General features: G+C 66.6%; 14 protein-coding genes, 1 other RNA gene and 2 pseudogenes. 10 read left to right on the forward strand and 7 right to left on the reverse strand.

What is annotated here, in order from left to right; translation table 11 throughout:
• Positions 1 to 10: 10 nt before the first annotated feature.
• The 3 genes from xdhB to WFQ67_RS11965 all read right to left on the reverse strand — a co-directional run bounded on the left by xdhB (position 11) and on the right by WFQ67_RS11965 (position 5362).
• Entirely contained in the window at positions 11 to 2407 is a 2397-nt protein-coding gene (xdhB, locus tag WFQ67_RS11955) for a xanthine dehydrogenase molybdopterin binding subunit (protein WP_337056975.1), read from the reverse strand.
• A gap of 131 nt (positions 2408 to 2538) precedes the next feature.
• A complete protein-coding gene (xdhA, locus tag WFQ67_RS11960; RefSeq protein ID WP_213625407.1) occupies positions 2539 to 3978 on the reverse strand; it encodes a xanthine dehydrogenase small subunit in 1440 nt (479 codons plus the stop codon).
• A gap of 247 nt (positions 3979 to 4225) precedes the next feature.
• Positions 4226 to 5362, reverse strand: a complete 1137-nt coding sequence (locus tag WFQ67_RS11965; protein ID WP_213625406.1) for an alkane 1-monooxygenase — start codon at positions 5360 to 5362, stop codon at positions 4226 to 4228.
• Positions 5363 to 5636: 274 nt separating this feature from the next.
• Here WFQ67_RS11965 and WFQ67_RS11970 point away from each other — a divergent pair, with 274 nt between their 5' ends.
• From WFQ67_RS11970 to ligA, 4 genes are all read left to right on the forward strand, one after another.
• Entirely contained in the window at positions 5637 to 6296 is a 660-nt protein-coding gene (locus WFQ67_RS11970) for a GntR family transcriptional regulator (protein WP_173179342.1), read from the forward strand.
• Between the two features lie 26 nt (positions 6297 to 6322).
• A complete protein-coding gene (gene smc / locus WFQ67_RS11975; RefSeq protein WP_337056976.1) occupies positions 6323 to 9811 on the forward strand; it encodes a chromosome segregation protein SMC in 3489 nt (1162 codons plus the stop codon).
• 211 nt (positions 9812 to 10022) lie between these two features.
• The gene (gene zipA, locus WFQ67_RS11980; RefSeq protein ID WP_213625404.1) at positions 10023 to 10850 is read left to right on the forward strand and encodes a cell division protein ZipA; all 828 of its coding nucleotides are present in this window, start codon (positions 10023 to 10025) and stop codon (positions 10848 to 10850) included.
• 67 nt (positions 10851 to 10917) lie between these two features.
• Complete coding sequence (gene ligA / locus WFQ67_RS11985) at positions 10918 to 13290, forward strand: NAD-dependent DNA ligase LigA (protein WP_337056977.1); 2373 nt, start codon at positions 10918 to 10920, stop codon at positions 13288 to 13290.
• Positions 13291 to 13377: 87 nt separating this feature from the next.
• Here the strand turns inward: ligA and WFQ67_RS11990 are convergent, their stop codons facing one another.
• On the reverse strand, positions 13378 to 13719 hold the full coding sequence (locus tag WFQ67_RS11990) for an HU family DNA-binding protein (protein ID WP_280527462.1): 342 nt from the start codon (positions 13717 to 13719) through the stop codon (positions 13378 to 13380).
• Between the two features lie 294 nt (positions 13720 to 14013).
• Between WFQ67_RS11990 and WFQ67_RS30380 the strand changes: the two are divergent.
• The 3 genes and pseudogenes from WFQ67_RS30380 to ffs form a co-directional block, all read left to right on the forward strand.
• Positions 14014 to 14694 (forward strand): annotated as a pseudogene (locus tag WFQ67_RS30380) (MCP four helix bundle domain-containing protein); the annotation flags it as partial.
• 261 nt (positions 14695 to 14955) lie between these two features.
• A pseudogene (locus WFQ67_RS30385) lies at positions 14956 to 15552 on the forward strand (methyl-accepting chemotaxis protein); the annotation flags it as partial.
• A gap of 104 nt (positions 15553 to 15656) precedes the next feature.
• An RNA gene (gene ffs / locus WFQ67_RS12000) (signal recognition particle sRNA small type) lies at positions 15657 to 15753 on the forward strand.
• Between the two features lie 26 nt (positions 15754 to 15779).
• Here the strand turns inward: ffs and WFQ67_RS12005 are convergent.
• Positions 15780 to 16511: a substrate-binding periplasmic protein gene (locus WFQ67_RS12005; RefSeq protein WP_213625400.1), complete on the reverse strand. Its 732-nt coding sequence runs from the start codon at positions 16509 to 16511 to the stop codon at positions 15780 to 15782.
• A 145-nt stretch (positions 16512 to 16656) separates the two neighbouring features.
• Here WFQ67_RS12005 and dnaX point away from each other — a divergent pair, with 145 nt between their 5' ends.
• From dnaX to recR, 3 genes are all read left to right on the forward strand, one after another.
• A complete protein-coding gene (dnaX, locus tag WFQ67_RS12010; protein ID WP_337056978.1) occupies positions 16657 to 18891 on the forward strand; it encodes a DNA polymerase III subunit gamma/tau in 2235 nt (744 codons plus the stop codon).
• A gap of 11 nt (positions 18892 to 18902) precedes the next feature.
• Positions 18903 to 19229 carry a YbaB/EbfC family nucleoid-associated protein gene (locus WFQ67_RS12015; protein WP_111263428.1) on the forward strand — a complete coding sequence of 109 codons (327 nt, stop codon included), beginning with the start codon at positions 18903 to 18905 and terminating at the stop codon, positions 19227 to 19229.
• Between the two features lie 128 nt (positions 19230 to 19357).
• Entirely contained in the window at positions 19358 to 19957 is a 600-nt protein-coding gene (gene recR, locus WFQ67_RS12020; RefSeq protein WP_111263429.1) for a recombination mediator RecR, read from the forward strand.
• Positions 19958 to 19981: 24 nt separating this feature from the next.
• On the opposite strand, the gene WFQ67_RS12025 is transcribed toward recR, so the two are convergent.
• The gene (locus WFQ67_RS12025; protein WP_337056980.1) at positions 19982 to 20455 is read right to left on the reverse strand and encodes a GNAT family N-acetyltransferase; all 474 of its coding nucleotides are present in this window, start codon (positions 20453 to 20455) and stop codon (positions 19982 to 19984) included.
• Between the two features lie 32 nt (positions 20456 to 20487).
• A complete protein-coding gene (locus WFQ67_RS12030; protein WP_337056981.1) occupies positions 20488 to 20925 on the reverse strand; it encodes a rhodanese-like domain-containing protein in 438 nt (145 codons plus the stop codon).
• Positions 20926 to 20954 lie beyond the last annotated feature (29 nt).

A 20954-nucleotide genomic window follows, 5' to 3' on the forward strand; every position in this document is an offset into this window, starting at 1 on the left:
CGGCCCGCCGTCAGGCGGGCTCCACCTGGTTGGCAGCGGGCTTGTTGGCCGCCTGCTGCAGCTTCTTCATCTGTTCCACGCCCCAGAGCACGCGCTCCGGAGTGGCCGGTGCATCGATGTTCGGCTGCGCCTTGTAGTCCGCCAGGCTGGCCACGGCGTCCTTGAGCGCACACCACACGGCGATGCCGAGCATGAACGGCGGCTCGCCCACTGCCTTGGAGTGGAACACGGTCTGCTCGGGGTTCTTGCGGTTCTCCACCAGCTTGACCCGCAGGTCCAGCGGCATGTCGGCGATGGCGGGGATCTTGTAGCTCGCCGGGCCGCTGGTCATCAGCTTGCCCTTGGCGTTCCACACCAGCTCCTCCATGGTCAGCCAGCCCATGCCCTGGACGAACGCACCCTCCACCTGGCCGATGTCGATGGCCGGGTTCAGCGAGGCGCCGACGTCATGCAGGATGTCGGTGCGCAGCATCCTGTATTCGCCGGTCAGGGTGTCCACCAGCACTTCCGCACAGGCGGCGCCGTAGGCGAAGTAGTAGAAGGGGCGGCCGGCGGCCTTCTCGCGGTCATAGAAGATCTTCGGCGTGCGGTAGAAGCCGGTGCTGGAGAGCGAGATCTGGTTGAAGTAGGCGAGCTGGATCATCTCCTCGAAGGAGAGGAAGTGATCGCGCACGCGCACCTGCTCGTTGCGGAACTCGATGTCCTCGTCGGTCACCTTGAAGTGGCTGGCGAGGAAGTCCACCAGGCGCTTCTTGATGGTCTCGGCGGCGTTCTGGGCGGCCTTGCCGTTCAGGTCGGTGCCGCTGGAGGCAGCGGTCGGCGAGGTGTTGGGCACCTTGTCGGTGTTGGTCGCGGTGATCTGGATGCGGCCGATGTCCACCTGGAAGACCTCGGCCACCACTTGGGCGACCTTGGTGTTCAGGCCCTGGCCCATCTCGGTGCCGCCGTGGTTCAGGTGGATCGAACCGTCGGTGTAGATGTGCACCAGCGCGCCGGCCTGGTTGAGGAAGGTGGCGGTGAAGCTGATGCCGAACTTGACCGGGGTCAGCGCCAGGCCCTTCTTCAGCACCGGGCTCCTGGCGTTGAAGGCGCGGATTTCTTCACGGCGCCTGGCGTATTCGCTGCTGGCCTCCAGCTCGGCGGTCATCTCGTCGAGGATGTTGTGCTCGACGGGCTGGTAGTAGTGGGTGACGTTGCGCTCGTCCTTGCCGTAGTAGTTGGTCTTGCGCACCTCCAGCGGGTCCTTGCCCAGGTGGCGCGCGATGACGTCCATGATCTCCTCGATCACCACCATGCCCTGCGGGCCGCCGAAGCCGCGGTAGGCGGTGTTCGAGGCGGTGTTGGTCTTGCAGCGGTGGCCGTTGATGGTGGCGTGTTCGAGGAAGTAGGCGTTGTCCGAGTGGAACATCGCGCGGTCGACGATGGAGCCGGAGAGGTCCGGCGAATAGCCGCAGTTGCCCGCCAGCTCCAGTTCGATGCCGGTGAGCAGACCGTTGTCGTCGAAGCCGATGTCGTACTCGGCGTAGAACGGGTGGCGCTTGCCGGTGATGGTCATGTCTTCCATGCGCGGCAGGCGCATCTTGGTCGGCCGGCCGGTGAGGTGCGCGATCACCGCGCAGAGGCAGGCGGGGCCCGCGGCCTGGGTTTCCTTGCCACCGAAGCCTCCACCCATGCGGCGCATGTCGATGACGATCTTGTGCATGTGCACGCCCAGCACCTCGGCGACCAGCTTCTGCACCTCGGTGGCGTTCTGCGTGGAGGTGTAGACGATCATGCCGCCGTCCTCGGTAGGCATCACCGAGGAGATCTGGGTTTCCAGGTAGAAGTGCTCCTGGCCGCCGATGTGCAGGTTGCCCTGCAGGCGGTTCTTCGAGCGCGCCAGGGCGCTGGCCGAGTCACCGCGCTTGTGCTGGTGGCTGTCGAGGACGAAGTGTTTCTTGCGCAGCGCATCGACCACGTCGAGCACCGGCTCCAGGTCCTCGTACTCGATGATCGCTGCCATGGCGGCCTTGCGGGCGGTCTCCAGGCTGTCGGCGCCGACCGCGAGGACGACCTGGCCGACGTATTCGACCTTGCCGTCCGCCAGCAGCGGGTCGCCGGCCACGACCGGGCCGATGTCCAGCTGGCCGGGCACGTCCTCGGCGGTGATGGCGATGGCCACGCCCGGGAAGGCGTAGCAGGGGGTGGTATCGATGCGCAGGATGCGGGCATGGGCGCGGTCGCTCATGCGGGCGTAGACGTGCAGCTGGTTGGGGAACTCCAGGCGGTCGTCGACGTACACGGCTTCGCCGGAGACGTGCTTGGGCGCGCTCTCGTGCTTGACGCTCTTGCCGATGCCGGTGGTGATGTCGGCGCGGAACAGCGCGGCCAGTTCTTCCTGGGATTTGATCTTGTGGTGGTTAGACATGCTCTGTGCCTCCAACGACTGCTGCGCCCGCGTGAAGGGTGACGGGCGCGACGTGCAGATTAAGCCTGCGGTGCTGCGCTTCCTGGCCAGCAACTGCCGGGTGCGGCGCTTGGTGCGCGACATGCTTGAGATCACACATAGGCGGTCACCCGGGTTTCGACTTCGGGGGCCTGCAGTTCGAGGAAGAATTTGCGCAACAGGTTCTGTGCGGTCAGCAGGCGGTATTCCTTGCTGGCGCGGAAGTCGGTCAGCGGGGTGAAGTCCTGGGCCAGGGCCTCGCAGGCACGTTCGATCACGCCGGGGTACCAGGCGGCGCCCACCAGGGCGGCTTCGCAGGCGGCGGCGCGCTTGGGAATGCCGGCCATGCCGCCGAAGGCGATGCGGGCTTCACGCACCACGCCGTCTTCGATCACCAGGTTGAAGGCGGCGCACACGGCGGAGATGTCGTCGTCCAGGCGCTTGGACACCTTGTAGGCGCGGAACGCCTGGTTGCTGCGGGCGCGCGGCACGAGGATCTTCTCGATGAACTCGGCTTCCTGTCGCACGGTGACCTTGTAGTCGAGGAAGTACTCGTCCAGGGGCAGGGTACGGGTCTGGTTGCCCTTGCGCAGGACGATCTTCGCGCCGAGGGCGATCAGCAGCGGCGGGGCGTCGCCGATGGGCGAGGCGTTGCCGATGTTGCCGCCCAGGGTGCCCTGGTTGCGGATCTGCAACGAGGCGAAGCGGTGCAGCAGTTCGCCGAAGTCCGGGTATTCGCGGGCCAGTGCGTCGTAGCAGTCGGAAAGCGCGGTGGCGGCACCGATCTCGATGAAGTCGGGACCGATCTCCACGCGCTTCATGGCCTCGATGTGGCCGACGTAGATCATCACCGGCAGCTCGCGGTGGAACTGGGTGACCTCCAGGGCCAGGTCGGTGCCGCCGGCCAGCAGGCGCGCCTGCGGGTTGGCGGTGTAGAAGTCGGCCAGGTCGGCGACGGTCAGCGGCACCAGGCAGCGCTTGTCACCGCTGTTGAGCTCGGCGGTCTCGCGCGGGGCGATGGCCTGGAGCTGGGCCACGGTCTGGGCCTCGAAGGCGTCGAACTGGTCCGGCTGCTTCTGGCAGCAGGCCTGCTCGGCGGCGTCGATGATGGGGCGGTAGCCGGTGCAGCGGCACAGGTTGCCGGCCAGGGCTTCCAGGGTCTGGGCCTTGTCGTAGCCATCGCTGTTCTTCTGCAGGGCGAACAGCGACATGACGAAGCCGGGGGTGCAGAAGCCGCACTGGGAGCCATGGCAGTCGACCATGGCCTGTTGCACGGAATGCAACTGGCCCTTGTGCTTGAGGTCTTCCACGGTGATCAACTGCTTGCCGTGCAGGGACGAAACGAATGTCAGGCAGGAGTTGAGGGTGCGATAGCGGATGCGATCCCCCTGCAGCTCGCCGACGACGACCGTGCAGGCGCCGCAGTCGCCCGAGGCACAGCCCTCTTTGGTTCCGGGTTTGGCCAGGTGTTCACGCAAGTAGTTGAGCACGGTGACGTTGGGATCGAGATCGCGCTCGGTGCGCAGCTCCCGATTGACTAAAAACTGGATCAAGGACGACCTCCAGGCACTTTATTGTTTTTACGAGGGCTCGTATGGCGGCGAATTTAGAATCCCCTGACTTTCTGGTCAATAAATATTTGACTCAAAAGTCAGAAAATCTTCACGCCAATGGGCCATGAGGCCGGCGCGCCCGCTCTGGCACGGCAAAGTTGCTTAATCCGTGCCAGTCATCTGCAAGTGTAGAAACGCCGACGCCCCCATGCGGGGGCGTCGGTCGAAAGGTCGGGCGGGGAAGGGGTCAGGCGGCCTGTTGCGACTCCGTCAGCTGGTGCTCCTCGCCTGCATAGTAGGCACGGACGCGGGGGTCCATCACCGCGCGCCAGAGCGGCGGGATCAGTGCCAGGACGATCATCCCCGCGTAGCCGTTGGGCAGCTGCGGGCTGTCGTCGAAGTGGCGCAGCACCTGGTAGCGGCGCTTGGCGTAGGCGTGGTGGTCCGAGTGGCGCTGCAGGTGGAAGAGGAACAGGTTGGTGAGCAGGAAGTTGCTGTTCCAGGAGTGTGCCGGGCTGGTCCGCTCGTAGCGGCCGTTCTCCAGCTTGCGCCGGTGCAGGCCGTAGTGCTCCACGTAGTTGACGATCTCCAGCAGGGTGAAGGCCATGGCCGACTGCCCGAGGAAGAACAGCACGCCGAGCCAGCCGAACGCCAGGCCGAACCCTGCGGTGAAGGCTGCACTGATGGCGTACCACCAGATCAGCTCGTTGCGCCAATGCAGTGCAGGCAGGCCCTTGCGCTTGAGGCGCTCGGCCTCCAGCTGCCAGGCATTGAGGAAGTTGTGCTTGTAGGCGTGGGGCAGGAAGGCGTAGAGGCTCTGGCCATAGCGGGAGGAGGAGGCGTCCTCGGGCGTCGACACATGAACGTGGTGGCCCCGCACATGCTCGACCTTGAACCCCGCGTAGCACACCGCCGCCAGCAGCAGGCCGCCGGCGTTCTGCTCGATCTTCGGGTCCTTGTGGATCAGTTCGTGGGAGACGGTGATGCCGATGGCGCCCATCACGGTGCCCACCGAGAGCAGCCAGCCGAGGCGGCCGACCCAGTTCCAGTCCTCGTGGTGGATGAAGACCCAGCCGCTCCAGGCCAGCATGCCCAGCAGCAGCGGCACGGTGGCCAGGCTGAGCACCTGGTAGTAGTCCTGGCGCTCCATCTCCGGCACCTGCTCGGCCTCGTCGGGGTTGGCCGGATCGCGGCCGACGATGGCGTCGAGGATCGGGATCACCCCGAAGACCACGGTGATCACCAGCCAGGGCCACGCATTGGGATGGCTGCTGTCCAGCGACCAATAGAAGCTCATGGGGATCCCGGCTACCGGGATCAGCCAGATCCAGTAGCCGACCTTTTTCAGGGCGAGCATCCAGTTGGAAGGCAGGCGTTCGAACATGGGTGGTCTCCGCGTCGAGGTGGATGGGTTCTTGTAAGATTGTCAGACAATCGTGCGCCTCCCAGCCCCGCCCGGCGACCGACCTTTAGGTCTGAATGCCCGCTTGATGTCACCTTTGCGGGGTAACACCCTGTGTTACACTTCGCCCCCTGCAGCGTTCCGCTGCGGGCCGCAAACCCTTGTAGCTGCTGCGTTCCCGGGCTTTCGCCAACGCCGGAGCTATCGCCGAGGGCGCCTTACGGACATCCCCAGCCTCCATGACCGAAGGAAAACCATGACGTTCAAGGCACCGGACAGCCTCGCCGAACAGATCGCCCACCACCTCGCCGAGCGCATCATCCGCGGCGAGATGAAGGCCCGCGAACGGATTCAGGAACAGAAGGTCACCCAGTCCCTCAACGTCAGCCGCGGCTCGGTGCGCGAGGCATTGCTGATCCTCGAGCGTCGCCACCTGATCAATATCCTCCCGCGCCGCGGGGCGCAGGTGTCCGAGCTCACCCCTCATCACGTGCAGAGCCTCTATGCGTTGATGATGGAGATGTACATCCTGCTGGCCAATGCCGTGGCCCAGCGCTGGCGGACCGATGACGACCTCGCGCCCTTCCGCGCCATCCAGCTGCGCCTGGAGGAGTGCCTGAAGGAGCACGACATCGGCAACTTCGTCGACGCCAGCTTCGACATCATGCGTGCCGCCTATCCCTTCGCCGACAACCCCTACCTGGAAGAGACGGTGGAGAACCTGCTGCCGGCCATCAGCCGCACCTATCACCTGGCGCTGGAGCAGCGCAAAGGCGAGATGGCCCAGTTCATGCTCGCCTTCGCCGACCTGCTGCAGGCGGTGATCGCCCGCGAGCCGGCGCGTATCCGCGACGTACTGCTCGCCTACGGCCAGCACAACTGCCAGCTGGTGCTCGCCGCGCTGGCCGGGCGCTGACGGTTCACTGACCGAGGGAGGCAGGGATGCGGCTCAAGTGCATCAAACTGGCGGGGTTCAAATCCTTCGTCGACCCGACCACGGTCAGCTTCCCCAGCAACATGGCCGCGGTCGTCGGCCCCAACGGCTGCGGCAAATCCAACATCATCGACGCCGTGCGCTGGGTGATGGGCGAAAGCTCGGCGAAGAACCTGCGCGGCGAGTCGATGACCGACGTCATCTTCAACGGCTCCAACACCCGCAAGCCGGTGGCCCAGGCCAGCATCGAGCTGATCTTCGACAACTCCGACAACACCCTGGTGGGCGAGTACGCGGCCTTCGCCGAGATCTCCATCCGCCGCCGGGTTAGCCGCGACGGGCAGAACACCTACTTCCTCAACGGCACCAAGTGCCGGCGCCGCGACATCACCGACATCTTCCTCGGCACCGGCCTCGGCCCGCGCAGCTACTCGATCATCGAGCAGGGGATGATCTCCAAGCTGATCGAGGCCAAGCCCGAGGACCTGCGCAACTTCATCGAGGAAGCCGCCGGCATCTCCAAGTACAAGGAGCGCCGCCGCGAGACCGAGAGCCGCATCCGCCGCACCCACGAGAACCTCGCGCGCCTCACCGACCTGCGCGAAGAGCTGGAGCGCCAGCTCGAACGCCTGCACCGCCAGGCCCAGGCCGCCGAGAAGTACCAGGAATACAAGGCCGAGGAGCGCCAGCTGCGCGCCCAGCTCGCCGCCCTCAAGTGGCAGGCGCTGAACGAGCAGGTGGGCCAGCGCGAAGCGGTGATCGGCAGCCAGGAAGTCAGCTTCGAAGCGCTGGTAGCCGAGCAGCGCAGCGCCGACGCCAGTATCGAGCGCCTGCGCGACGGCCACCACGAGCTGTCCGAGCGCTTCAACCTGGTCCAGGGTCGCTTCTACTCGGTGGGGGGCGATATCGCCCGGGTCGAGCAGAGCATCCAGCACGGCCAGCAGCGCCTGCGCCAGTTGCAGGACGACCTGCGTGACGCCGAACGTGCCCGCCAGGAAACCGAATCCCACCTCGGCCACGATCGCACCCTGCTGGCGACCCTCGGCGAGGAGCTGGAGATGCTCGCGCCCGAGCAGGAAGTCAGCGCCGCCGCCGCCGAAGAGGCCGCCGCCCAGCTGGAGGAAGCCGAGACCGGCATGCACGCCTGGCAGGAGCAATGGGACGGCTTCAACCAGCGCAGCGCCGAGCCGCGCCGCCAGGCCGAAGTGCAGCAGGCACGCATCCAGCAGCTGGAACAGAGCCTGGAACGCCTATTGGAGCGCGAGCGTCGCCTCAACGACGAGCGCGCCCAGCTCGCGGCCGATCCGGAAGACGCTGCCATTCTCGAACTGAGCGAACAGCTCGCCACCGGCGAGCTGCAACTGGAAGAGCTGCAGGCCGCCGAAGAGGCCCAGGTCGAGCGCCTGGAGCAACTGCGAGAGGAGCTGCAGCAGGCGACCCAGGCCCAGCAGCGCGCCCAGGGCGAGTTGCAGCGCTTGAACGGCCGTATCGCCTCACTCGAGGCCCTGCAGCAGGCCGCGCTCGACCCCGGCACCGGCACCGCCGAATGGTTGCGCGACCAGCGGCTCGACCAGCGCCCGCGCCTGGCCGAGGGTTTGCGCGTGGAAGCGGGCTGGGAGCTGGCGGTGGAGACCGTGCTCGGCGCCGACCTGCAAGCCGTGCTGCTGGATGATTTCGACACCCTCGACCTGAGTGGCTTCACCCAGGGCGACCTGCGCCTGGCGAGCGCCGGCAACGGCGGTGCCCGAGTACCCGGAAGCCTGCTGGACAAGGTCGAATCCGCCGTCGACCTGACGCCCTGGCTGGCGCGGGTGCGACCCGTGGACAGCCTCGACCAGGCCCTGGCCGCCCGCGCGACGCTGGCTGCCGACGAGAGCCTGATCAGCCGTGACGGCTACTGGGTCGGGCGCAATTTCCTGCGGGTGCGCCGTGCCAGCGAAGCCGAGAGCGGCGTGCTGGCCCGCGGCCAGGAACTGGAGCGCCTGCACGGCGAGCGCGACGAGCAGCAGGCTGCCCTGGAAGCCCTTGAGGAGCGCCTGCAACAGCTGCGCGACCACCAGCGCCAGCAGGAGGAAAGCCGCGAGCAGCAGCGTCGCCGCGCGCAGGACGAATCCCGTCGTCTCGGTGAGCTCAAAGCGCAATTGTCCGCCCAGCAGGCCAAGGTCGAGCAGCTCACCCTGCGTCGCCGCCGCCTGGAGGCCGAGCTGGCCGAACTGGACGAGCAGCGCGCCATCGAGCACGAGCAGCTCGGCGAATCGCGCCTGACCCTGCAGGACGCCCTGGATGCGATGGAAACCGACACCGAGCAGCGCGAGAAGCTGCTCGCCGAGCGCGACAACCTGCGCGAGCGCCTCGACCGAATCCGCCAGGAGGCCCGTCAGCACAAGGACCACGCTCACCAACTGGCTGTGCGCGTCGGCTCGCTGCGCGCCCAGCACGACTCCACGCGCCAGGCGCTGGAGCGCCTGAGCCTGCAGTTCGAGCGCCTCGAGGAGCGTCGCGAACAGCTCAGCCTGAACCTGGAGGAGGGCACCGCTCCGCTGGAGGAGCTGCGCATGAAGCTCGAGGAGCTTCTTGACCGACGCATGGGCGTGGAGGAAGAGCTCAAGCTCGCGCGCCTGGCCCTGGAGGACGCCGACCGCGAATTGCGCGATGCCGAGAAGCGTCGCACCCAGGCCGAGCAGCAGTCGCAGCTGCTGCGTGGCCAGCTGGAGCAGCAGCGCATGGAGTGGCAGGCCCTGAGCGTGCGTCGCAAGACGCTGCAGGACCAGCTCCACGAGGACGGTTACGACCTCCACGGCGTGCTCGCCACGCTCCCCGGGGAGGCCAGCGAAGCGGCCTGGGAAGAAGAACTCGAACGCCTCGCGGCGCGCATCCAGCGCCTCGGGCCGATCAACCTCGCGGCCATCGACGAGTACCAGCAGCAATCCGAGCGCAAGCGCTACCTGGATGCCCAGAACGACGACCTGGTGGAGGCGCTGGAGACCCTGGAGAACGTCATCCGCAAGATCGACAAGGAGACGCGCAACCGCTTCAAGGAGACCTTCGACCAGATCAACTCCGGCCTGCAGGCGCTGTTCCCCAAGGTCTTCGGGGGCGGCCACGCCTACCTGGAACTGACCGGGGAAGACCTGCTGGATACCGGCGTCGCCATCATGGCGCGGCCGCCGGGCAAGAAGAACAGCACCATCCACCTGCTTTCCGGTGGCGAGAAGGCGCTCACCGCGCTGGCCCTGGTATTCGCCATCTTCCAGCTCAACCCCGCGCCGTTCTGCATGCTCGACGAAGTGGACGCGCCACTCGACGATGCCAACGTCGGACGTTACGCAAGGTTGGTGAAGGAGATGTCGGAGAAGGTCCAGTTCATCTATATCACCCACAACAAGATCGCCATGGAAATGGCCGATCAGCTGATGGGCGTGACCATGCATGAGCCGGGATGCTCGCGCCTGGTCGCGGTGGACGTCGAGGAGGCTCTTTCCCTCGTAGAGGCCTGATCGGGCGGGGGTGCAACCTTTTCGCCCGGAGGGCCGTGAAGCCTCTATCAGAGGTTTCTCTGCTGGGCTGGCCGTGCTAGCTTAATGCCCAATTTTGTCGCACGTGGAAAACGCCATTCAGAACATGGAGTTGGGCGCCACGTTTTCAGAGGACCGGATGTCCTTTCTTCACCATCATCAGAATATTTTTTGACCAGGGGACACAGGATTAATGGATATCGGTCTGCGCGAGTGGCTGATCGTCATCGGCATCATCGTAATCGCCGGCATTTTGTTCGATGGCTGGCGCCGCATGAGCGGCGGCAAGGGAAAACTCAAGTTCAAGCTCGATCGTAGTTTCTCCAACCTGCCGGACGACGAGGAGGACCCCGCCCTGGTCGGTCCGGTACGCGTCAAGGAACGCCATCAGGAGCCCTCGCTGGACGAGGAAGACCTGCCGCCCATGAGTGCCAAGGAGCTGAATAAGCGCCGTGGCAGCGAGCCTCACCAGGGTGACCTCAACCTCGACGAGCCGGTGCCGACCCTGCTCAATCCGGTCGACGAGGTTGCTCCAGCCAAGGGCGCCAAGAACGGCAAGGCCCACGCCCCCGCCCAGGAACTGCCTCCGGTGGAGGAAGTGCTGGTGATCAACGTGGTGGCCCGCGACGGGGACGGCTTCAAGGGCCCGGCCCTGCTGCAGAACATTCTCGAAAGCGGCCTGCGCTTCGGCGAGATGGACATCTTCCATCGCCACGAGAGCATGGCCGGCAACGGCGAGGTGCTGTTCTCCATGGCCAACGGCGTCAAGCCCGGCACCTTCGACCTGGACGACATCGACCATTTCAGCACCCGTGCGGTCAGCTTCTTCCTCGGCCTGCCCGGCCCGCGCCACCCGAAGCAGGCCTTCGACGTGATGGTCGCTGCGGCCCGCAAGCTGTCCCAGGAACTGAACGGCGAGTTGAAGGACGACCAGCGCAGCGTGATGACCGCGCAGACGATCGAGCATTACCGCCAGCGCATCGTCGAGTTCGAGCGCCGCAGCCTGACTCACAAGCGCTGAACCACAGGATCCATCGAAAGAGCAGCTCAGGCTGCTCTTTTCGTTTGCATAGAAAAGAGCACGAACCATGACCGACGCCCAGACTGCCGCCCAGCGCATCCACCAATTGCGTGCCGAACTGGATGAGCACAACTACCGCTACTACGTGCTGGACGAACCCAGCGTGCCCGATGCCGAATACGACCGCCTGTTCCGCGAGCTGCAGGCCCTGGAGGCCGAGCATCCCGAGCTGGTGACGCCGGAGTCGCCCACCCAGCGCGTGGGCGGCGAAGCCCTCAGCGCCTTCGGCGAGGTGCGCCACGAGGTGCCCATGCTCAGCCTGGGCAACGCCTTCGAGGAAGAAGACCTGCGCGCCTTCGACCGCAGCGTGCAGAGCGGCCTGGGGCTTTCCTCCGGCGACCTGTTCGGCGGTGGCGCCAAGGTGGAATACAGCTGCGAGCCCAAGCTCGACGGCTTGGCGGTCAGCCTGCTGTATCGCGACGGCCAGCTGGTGCGCGGCGCCACCCGGGGCGATGGCAGCACCGGTGAGGACATCAGCGCCAACGTGCGCACCATCCGCAACGTACCGCTCAGGCTCAAGGGCGAGGGCTGGCCCGCCGTGCTCGAAGTGCGCGGCGAGGTGTACATGCCCAAGGCCGGATTCGAGGAGCTCAACGCGCGCCAGGCGGAAAGCGGCGGCAAGACCTTCGCCAACCCGCGAAACGCCGCGGCCGGCAGCCTGCGCCAGCTGGACCCGCGCATCACCGCCAGCCGCCCGCTGGAGTTCTGCTGCTACGGCATCGGCCAGGTCAGCGGCGAGCTGCCGGCTACCCAGGTCGGCATGCTTGAGCAGCTCAAGGCCTGGGGCGTACCCATCAGCCGCGAGCTGAAGCTGGCCAAGGGGGTTGAAGCCTGCCTGGCCTACTACCACGACATCGGCGAACGCCGCATGGGCCTGGCCTACGACATCGACGGCGTGGTGTTCAAGGTCAACAACATCGAGGACCAGCAGCAGCTGGGCTTCCGCGCCCGCACCCCGCATTGGGCGCTGGCCCACAAGTTCCCCGCCCAGGAGGAGCTCACCGAGCTGCTGGACGTGGAGTTCCAGGTCGGCCGTACCGGTGCCGTCACCCCGGTGGCACGGCTGAAGCCGGTCAAGGTGGCCGGCGTCACCGTGGCCAATGCCACCCTGCACAACATGGACGAGGTCGCGCGCCTGGGCCTGAAGATCGGCGACACCGTGATCATCCGCCGTGCGGGTGACGTGATCCCCCAGGTGATGCAGGTCGTGCTCGAGCGCCGCCCCGAGAACGCCCGCGAGGTGCATGTGCCCGAGCGGTGCCCGGTGTGTGGCTCCGCCGTGGAGCGCACGCAACTGGTCAAGCGTGCCAAGGGCAAGGAAACCACCAGCGAGGGCTCGGTCTACCGCTGCGTTGGCCGCCTGGCCTGTGGCGCCCAGTTGAAGCAGGCGATCATCCACTTCGCTTCCCGCCGTGCGCTGGATATCGAAGGCCTGGGCGACAAGATCGTCGAGCAACTGGTGGATACCGGGCTGGTCGCATCGCCAGCGGACCTGTTCACCCTGACCTACGACCAGGTGGTGGCGCTGGAAGGCTTCGCCGACCTGTCGACCCGAAACCTGCTGGCGGCGATCCGGGACAGCGCCAGGCCGACCCTGGCGCGCTTCATCTACGCCCTGGGCATTCCCGATGTGGGTGAGGAGACTGCCAAGCTGCTGGCCCGCGCCCTCGGCTCCCTGGCGCGCATCCGCCAGGCGCTGCCGGAGGTGCTTACCTACCTGCCTGACGTGGGCCTGGAGGTCGCCTTCGAGATCCACAACTTCTTCAGCGACGCCCATAACCTCAAGGTCATCGACGACCTGCTGGCCCGTGGTGTCGTGCTGCAGGAGGAAGGCGACCTCAGCCCCGAGTTCGCCGCCTGCGCCACTCTCCCGGGCTTCCTCGACAAGCTCAACATCCCCTTCATCGCCGCCACCGGCGCAGAGAAACTGGCGACCAGGTTCGGCAGCCTGGAAGGCGTGATCAAGGCCGACTGGCTGGACCTGCGCCAGGTGGAGCGCCTCAACGAGAAGGCGGCCAAATCCCTGCGCGACTTCTTCGACCAGCCTGCCAATGCCGAGCGCGCCGCGCGGATCGAGGCGCAGCTGCGTGATTTCGGCATGCACTGGCAGAGTGAGAAGAAGGTCGTGGAAGGCCTGCCGCTGGCCGGGCAGACCTGGGTGCTGACCGGCACCCTGGAGGTGATGAGCCGCGATGTGGCCAAGGAGAAGCTGGAGGCCCTGGGTGCCAAGGTGGCTGGCTCGGTCTCGGCCCGTACCCATTGCGTGGTGGCTGGCCCCGGCGCCGGTTCGAAGCTGGCCAAGGCCACCGAGCTGGGCGTACGCGTGCTGGACGAGGAGGCGTTCCTGGCCGAGCTGAAGGGGCTGGGCGTCTCGGTCTGATCCGCCGGCGCTCCCGCGAGCGCAGGGCGCACCGAAAGCGCAAATGAAAAGGCCGGGCATCCGCCCGGCCTTTTCATTGCCGATCCCTTACTTGTTCACGGCGTCGCTGAGGCCCTTGGCCGGCACGAACTTGACGACCTTCTTGGCCGCGATCTCGATGCTCTTGCCGGTCTGCGGGTTGCGGCCGGTACGCGCCGGGCGCTCGGTGGTCTTCAGCTTGCCGATGCCCGGCAGGGTGATTTCATCACTGTTCTCCAGCGTATCGCTGACGATCTCGCTCAGCTGTTCCAGCACGGCGCGCACGGCGGCCTTGGTGGTGTCGGTGGCTTCCGCGATATCTGCGATCAGTTGGTCTTTGGTGATTGCCATGGTGTAGCTCCAGTGGGGGTGGGTTCGGCTCGCTGCCGCGCCGGGATCGCCGGCGCGGATTGAGACCCGCGCCTGCGCTGAAAGTGCAATGGTAGCGGGCCCGGTGGCGAAGCCGGCGGCACGCTAGCACAAAAGCCGTGTCGGGCCGGCGACGAAGTGTTTCCGCTCATCGCCAGGGTGTGGCGCGACGGGGCCGACAGGCCGTTCCGGGCCGTCTACGCTTGCTGTTACATCGCCATGACATCGCGGAGATCCACCATGCTACGTGCCTTTGCCGATCTGGGGTTTCGCTGGAAGATCGCCCTGCCGATCCTGCTCCTGGTGGTCCTCCTGGTGCTGATGGGCGGCCTGGGCATGCAGGGGGTGTCCCAGGTCGCGGACTCCAGCAAGCAGCTGACCAACCGCTACCTGCCGGCCATCAGCCTGTTGCTCAATGCCGACCGTGACCTCTATCAGGCCTTCACCGCCGAGCGCAGCCTGCTGGATGAAAGCGCCGGGGCGCACATCGACCAGCTCAAGGCCGACCATGCGGAAAACCTGCAGCAAGCCTATGACCGCGTGCACAAGTACGCCGAAATGAGCACCGGTGCCGACTCGCGCCAGCTGATCGCCCAGTTCGACAGCGGCTTCGAGAAGTGGAAGATCACCTCTCTCAAGGTGGTCCAACTCGCCGCGTCCGACCCGGATGCCGCCAGCGCCCTGAGCTTCGGCGACAGTGAAAGCCAGTTCCAGAACATGCGCGATGCAATCGACAAGCTGGGCGAGCTCGAAGACAGCGCGGCCAATGCCGAAGGGCTGCAGTCGATCGCCATCGGTGAGGCGCGCAGCTGGCAGCAGGGCGTGATCATCGTCATCGGCCTGGGCATCTGCATGGTGCTTGTGATCGGCTTCCCAACCCTGGTGACCCGGCCGCTGCTCCGCCTGCTCGAGCGCATCGAACAGATCGCCGATGGCGACGGCGACCTGCGGGTGCGGCTCGACGTCACCTCGCGTGACGAGCTGGGCAAGCTCAGCCATGCCTTCAACCGCTTCCTCGACAAGCTGCAGCCGCTGATCAGGGAGGTCGGCCGGGTGACCGGCGAGGTAGCCGACTCGGCGCAGAGCCTGGCCGGGCTCGCGGCCGCCAATGATCGGCTGATCAGCAGCGAGCACGCCGCGGTCGACCAGGTCAGCACCGCCGCCACCGAGATGAGCGCAGCCGTCCATGAGGTGGCGCGCAACGCGCAGAACGCCGCCGATGCCGCGCGCTTCGCCGAGAACCAGTCCCGCGAGGGAGCCCAGGTAGTGGGGGCGACGATCAAGGCGATCCGCCAGCTCGCTCAGGAAGTGGAAAGCGCCTCCACCACCATCGGCACTCTGGAGCAGGAAACCGCCAACATCGGCGCCGTGCTGGCCGTGATCAAGGGCATCGCCGACCAGACCAACCTATTGGCGCTCAACGCGGCCATCGAGGCGGCGCGGGCGGGCGAGCAGGGCAGGGGCTTCGCCGTCGTGGCCGATGAGGTCCGCGCCCTGGCCGCAAGGACCCAGGACTCCACCAAGGACATCCAGCAGATGATCGAGCGCCTGCAGGTCGGCGTACAGAACGCGGTGAAGGCCATGCACTCGGGCAGCGTCCAGGCCCGTGACAGCGTCGAGCGTGCCGCGGGTGTCGACCAGGCGCTCTCGGACACCGGCGACTCGGTGCAGCGGATCAACGACATGGCCGCGCAGATCGCCACCGCCTGCGAGGAGCAGAGCAGCGTGACCGAAGAGATCGCCCGCAACATCAGCGACATCCGAGACCTGTCCAACGAAGCCGCGCAGACCTCCGAGCAGAGCACCCAGGCGAGCCGGCACCTGTCCGAGCTTTCCAGTGGCCTCGCGAAGCTGGTCGGGCGCTTCCGGGTATGAGCCGCAAGTGCTTGTAACGGAAATGTTTTTAGCAGTTGTAAGTTGGCGAAGAGCCGGTACAATGGCGCGGCTCGCCGATCTGGCGAGCTGCGTTATGGTGGCCCTGCCGGTCCCCCCGCAACGATTACCCGTGAACCTGGTCAGATCCGGAAGGAAGCAGCCACAGCGGGAACATTGTGTGCCGGGGTGTGGCTGGTAGGGTCACCCCCACCTCCCAGCGCTGCGATTCACCGGTAGCGCGAAACGATTCTCTCTATCTCCCCCGATGCGCGCATGCGCGCCAGTGCACGCACGATCTCGTTCGCCGGTATCTCGGGCGCATTGCGCACCAGGCAGGCCACGGGTTCCTCCTCCAGTACCGCCACCGCAGCCAGGCGCTCGCTTGCCGGCATGCCGCGGTTGAACCATTTCAGTGCCAGCTCGCTGCTCACCGCATAGTGGTAGCGGCCCGCGCCGAGCTTCTGCAGCACCAGGCCCTGGTTACGTGCGTCGTCCCGTTGAAGGGTGCCGTTGTCGAAGCGCTGCTGCAGGCTCGGGTAGGCGTAGCCCAGCACGGTGCCGATGTTCTGCGCCGGCAAGCGCTGCGGGTCGACGGGAAGCGCGTTGTCGGGAGCGCTCACCAGCAGGTCGCGCTGCACCAGGATCGGCTCGCTCCACAGGTAATTCACGCCCAGGTCCCCCATCCAGTTGGGGCTCACGTAGCAGCGCACGTCGATGTCGCCGTGCTCCAGCGCCAACTGTACGCGTGTGCGCGGCAGCACCTCGACTTCCAGGGGGCGGTCGAGATGCTGGCTCAGCCCCTGGATGATGTCGAAGAGGATGCCGCCGGTCAGCTCGTTGCCCTCGATTTGCGCCACCGGCATGGCCCAGCTGTCCACCGCGGAAAAACGCAAGGGTGCTGGCTCGGCCAAGGCCAGCGCGCTGGCGGCCAGCAGCGGGAAGAGCAGCAATGGGCGCATCGGGCTCCCTCGTAGGGGCGTGGAGGAGCGTTCACAATGCCCCTTGTCTGATCCGATGAAAATAGAGCACTTCGCATCGGATGCAATTTGCGGTTTGCTCCGCTAGCATTAGCCCCTTCCGATTTCCAAGCTGCGACGGTTTTCAATGAGTTATCAGGTTCTTGCACGTAAATGGCGTCCGCGCTCGTTCCGCGAAATGGTCGGCCAGACCCATGTGCTGAAGGCCCTGATCAACGCCCTGGATAACCAGCGCCTGCACCATGCCTACCTGTTCACCGGTACCCGTGGCGTGGGCAAGACCACCATCGCGCGCATCCTGGCCAAGTGCCTGAACTGCGAGACCGGCATCAGCTCCACGCCCTGTGGCCAGTGCTCGGTGTGCCGCGAGATCGACGAAGGCCGTTTCGTCGACCTGATCGAGGTGGACGCCGCGAGCCGCACCAAGGTCGAGGACACCCGCGAACTGCTGGACAACGTGCAGTACGCGCCGAGCCGTGGTCGCTACAAGGTCTACCTCATCGACGAAGTGCACATGCTCTCTACGCACTCGTTCAACGCGCTGCTCAAGACCCTCGAAGAGCCGCCGCCCCATGTGAAGTTCCTGCTGGCCACCACCGACCCGCAGAAGCTGCCCGTCACCATCCTTTCGCGCTGCCTGCAGTTCTCCCTGAAGAACATGCCGCCGGAGCGTGTGGTAGAGCACCTGACCCACGTCCTGGGTGCCGAGAACGTGCCGTTCGAGCCCGATGCCCTGTGGCTCCTGGGTCGTGCCGCCGACGGCTCGATGCGCGACGCCATGAGCCTCACCGACCAGGCCATCGCCTTCGGCGAGGGCAAGGTCCTGGCTGCCGACGTGCGCGCCATGCTCGGCACGCTCGACCATGGCCAGGTCTATGGCGTGCTCCATGCGCTGCTGCAGGGTGACGCCCGTGGCGTGCTCGAAGCCATCCGCCACCTGGCCGAGCAGGGCCCGGACTGGAGCGGCGTGCTTGCCGAGATCCTCAACGTGCTGCACCGTGTCGCCATCGCCCAGGCCTTGCCGGACGCGGTGGACAACGGCCAGGGCGACCGTGATCGCGTACTGGCCCTGGCCGAGGCATTGCCTGCCGAAGACGTGCAGTTCTATTACCAGATGGGCCTGATCGGCCGTCGTGACCTGCCCTTGGCGCCGGACCCGCGCGGCGGCTTCGAGATGGTGCTGCTGCGCATGCTGGCGTTCCGTCCAGCGGATGTGGACGGCGCCCCGAGGGTCACGCTAAAGGACCCGGGAATCAGCAAGGCCACGGCTGATTCCTCGAACACACCAGTGGCCGGCGCCAGCATCGCGGCGCCGGTTGCTCCCGTATCCCCCGTCGCGACGGTAGCGGCTCCCCAGCCGGTTGCCGAGCCCGTGGTTGCGCCTCCTGCCGTCGTGCCGACCCCGGTCGCGCCGGAGCCGGTGGCTGCGGCTCCCGTCGTCGAAACACCGGTTGCGCCCGTTGTGGCCGAGGCGACTCCCGTTGCAGAGACTGCGCCGCAACCGCAACCGCAACCGCAACCGCAACCGCAACCGCAACCGCAACCGCAACCGCAACCGCAACCGCAACCGCAACCGCAGCCAGAGGCCGAGCCGGTCCAGGCCGCTCAGCCCGCCGAAGTGATCGACCTGCCGTGGGAAGAGCGTCCTGCCGAACCTGCGCAGGCCGCGACTGCGATCGTCGAGCCTGCACCGGTCGAGCAGCCCATCGAGCCGTCCGCTCCGGCAGTGGAGATTGCCGCTCCCCCCGCGCAGCCCTCCGCCGAACCGCTTGCCGTGGCGCAGCCCGTTGCCGCCCAGGCGCTTCCCGAGCCCGTCGCCATCGACGATGCGGACGACGACGAGCCGCCGCCCGGCGACTATGACGATTACTACGAGGCCGATGTCGACTCCATCGCCTACATGGACGAGCTGCCGGTCGCCGAACCCGAGCCTGTCGCCGTGCCGGAGGTCGTACCCGCCGCGCAACCCGCCACCGGTCTCGCCGCCGAATGGCTGGACCTGTTCCCGCGCCTGGGCATCAGCGGCCTCACCGGCAACATCGCGGCCAACTGCTCCCTGGTCTCCGTGGAGGGCGATGTCTGGCGCCTGCACCTCGACCCGGCGCAGAGTGCCCTGTTCAACGCCAACCAGCAGCGTCGTATCAACGATGCGCTGAACCAGTACCACGGGCGCACCCTGGTGCTGGAAGTGGAGGTGCGCAGGCCGGAGCAGGAAACCCCCGCCCAGGCCGCCGCCCGCAAGCGCGCCGCGCGCCAGCGTGACGCCGAGGAATCCATCGCGCTCGACCCGCTGGTACAGAAGATGATCGAACAGTTCGGCGCGAGCGTTCGCCCGGACACCATTGAACCCCTTGACCGCTGAGGACAACCATCATGATGAAGGGTGGCATGGCAGGCCTGATGAAACAGGCCCAACAGATGCAGGAAAAGATGCAGAAGATGCAGGAAGAGCTGGCCAATGCCGAGGTCACCGGCCAGTCCGGTGCCGGCCTGGTGAGCGTGGTGATGACCGGTCGCCATGACGTCAAGCGCGTCACCCTCGACGACAGCCTGATGCAGGAAGACAAGGAAATCCTCGAAGACCTGATCGCCGCTGCCGTCAACGACGCCGTGCGCAAGATCGAGCAGAACAGCCAGGAAAAGATGTCCGGCATGACGGCCGGCATGCAATTGCCGCCCGGTTTCAAGATGCCTTTCTGATCAAATAGCTCCAAGTGCCAAGCCGCAAGCTTCAAGCAGAAGCGGGTGGCCTGGCACGATTTCCCCGATTCTTTGCAGCTTCCAGCTTCCAGCTTCCAGCTTCCAGCTTTCTTCTTTGAGACTTTCCGATGAGCTTCAGCCCGCTGATCCGCCAACTGATCGACGCCCTGCGCATCCTGCCCGGTGTAGGGCAGAAGACTGCCCAGCGCATGGCGCTGCAGATGCTCGAGCGTGATCGCAGCGGTGGCCTGCGCCTGGCCCAGGCGCTGACTTCGGCGATGGAAGGCGTGGGGCATTGCAAGCAGTGCCGCACCCTCAGCGAGGACGACCTCTGTCCGCAGTGCGCCGACCCGCGTCGCGACGATTCGCTGCTGTGCGTGGTGGAAGGGCCGCTGGACGTGTTCGCCGTCGAACAGACCGGCTACCGGGGGCGTTTCTTCGTGCTCAAGGGGCACCTCTCGCCCCTCGATGGCCTGGGCCCGGAAGCCATCGGCATTCCCGAGCTGATGGCGCGGGTCGACGCCGGCGCCTTCAGCGAAGTGATCCTCGCCACCAACCCCACGGTCGAAGGCGAGGCCACTGCCCATTACATCGCCCAGTTGCTGGCGCCCAAGGGCCTGATCGCCTCGCGCATCGCCCACGGCGTACCGCTGGGTGGTGAGCTGGAGCTGGTGGACGGCGGCACCCTGACCCACGCCCTGGCCGGTCGCCGCCCCATCGGCCTCTGATCGGGGCGGCACATAGCCCCGGCTTCAGCCCGGGGCCGCTGCCGACTCGGGCACGGATTCATCCGCCAAGGCCGCCAGCGCCTCCGCACCCATCCCATAGGCGATCCATTTGCCGTCCGGCCGCCCGCCCAGGCGCTGGTAGAAGCGCTCGGCATCATCGTTGCCCGCCAGTACATCCCACTTCATTCGCCCCGCCCCGCGCGCCAACGCAAATCGCGCGACGGCCGCGAGCAGGCGTTCGCCGATGCCGAGCGATCGTGCCGGCGCTGCCACGAACAGCTCCTTGAGCAGCACGCTGGGGCGCAGGTCATAGGTGAAGGCGATCTCCAGCGCCACCGCGTAGCCGAGCAACGTGCCTGCGGCCTCGGCCACGAACACCCGACACTGGGGCTCCGGGCCGAACGCCCGGGCCAGCAACTGCGCCTCGTCCACGGCGAAGTCCTCCAGGTAATCCTCGAAACGGGCCAGCTCGCGCATCAGCGGGAGGAGGGCGGGCACGTCCTCGGCCCGCGCCTCCCGTACCACGGGGCTCAGCATGCGCAGGCGATCGCCGGGCGGGCTTCCTGCGGGCTTTGCGCACCGGTGAGGCTCAGCCCCTCGTCCAGCCAGCCGGTGACGCCGCCGAGCATCTCCTTCACCGCGAAGCCCAGCCCGGCCAGGCGCACGGCGGCGCGGTGGACGCCATTGCAGTGGGGGCCTGCGCAGTAGACGACGAACAGCGTGTCGCGCGGGTAGGAGGCCATGAACTCGGCGCTCATCAGCCGATGGGGGATGTTGATCGCGCCCGGCACATGGCCGGCGGCGTAGGCTGCTTCGCCACGCACATCGACCAGCACGTAGTCGATCTCGCCCGCCTGCTGGCTGGCGTTCACGTCCGAGCAGTCGGTCTCGAAGGCCAGGCGCTGGGTGAAGTGGGCCAGGGCCGCATCGGGAGCGGCGGCGGGGAACTGGCTGATGAGGCTGGGCATGGTGGCTCTCCATCGGTTGGTTTGATGGC

Source organism: Pseudomonas sp. USHLN015 (genome assembly GCF_037153275.1).
Classification (GTDB): Bacteria; Pseudomonadota; Gammaproteobacteria; order Pseudomonadales; family Pseudomonadaceae; genus Metapseudomonas; species Metapseudomonas tohonis.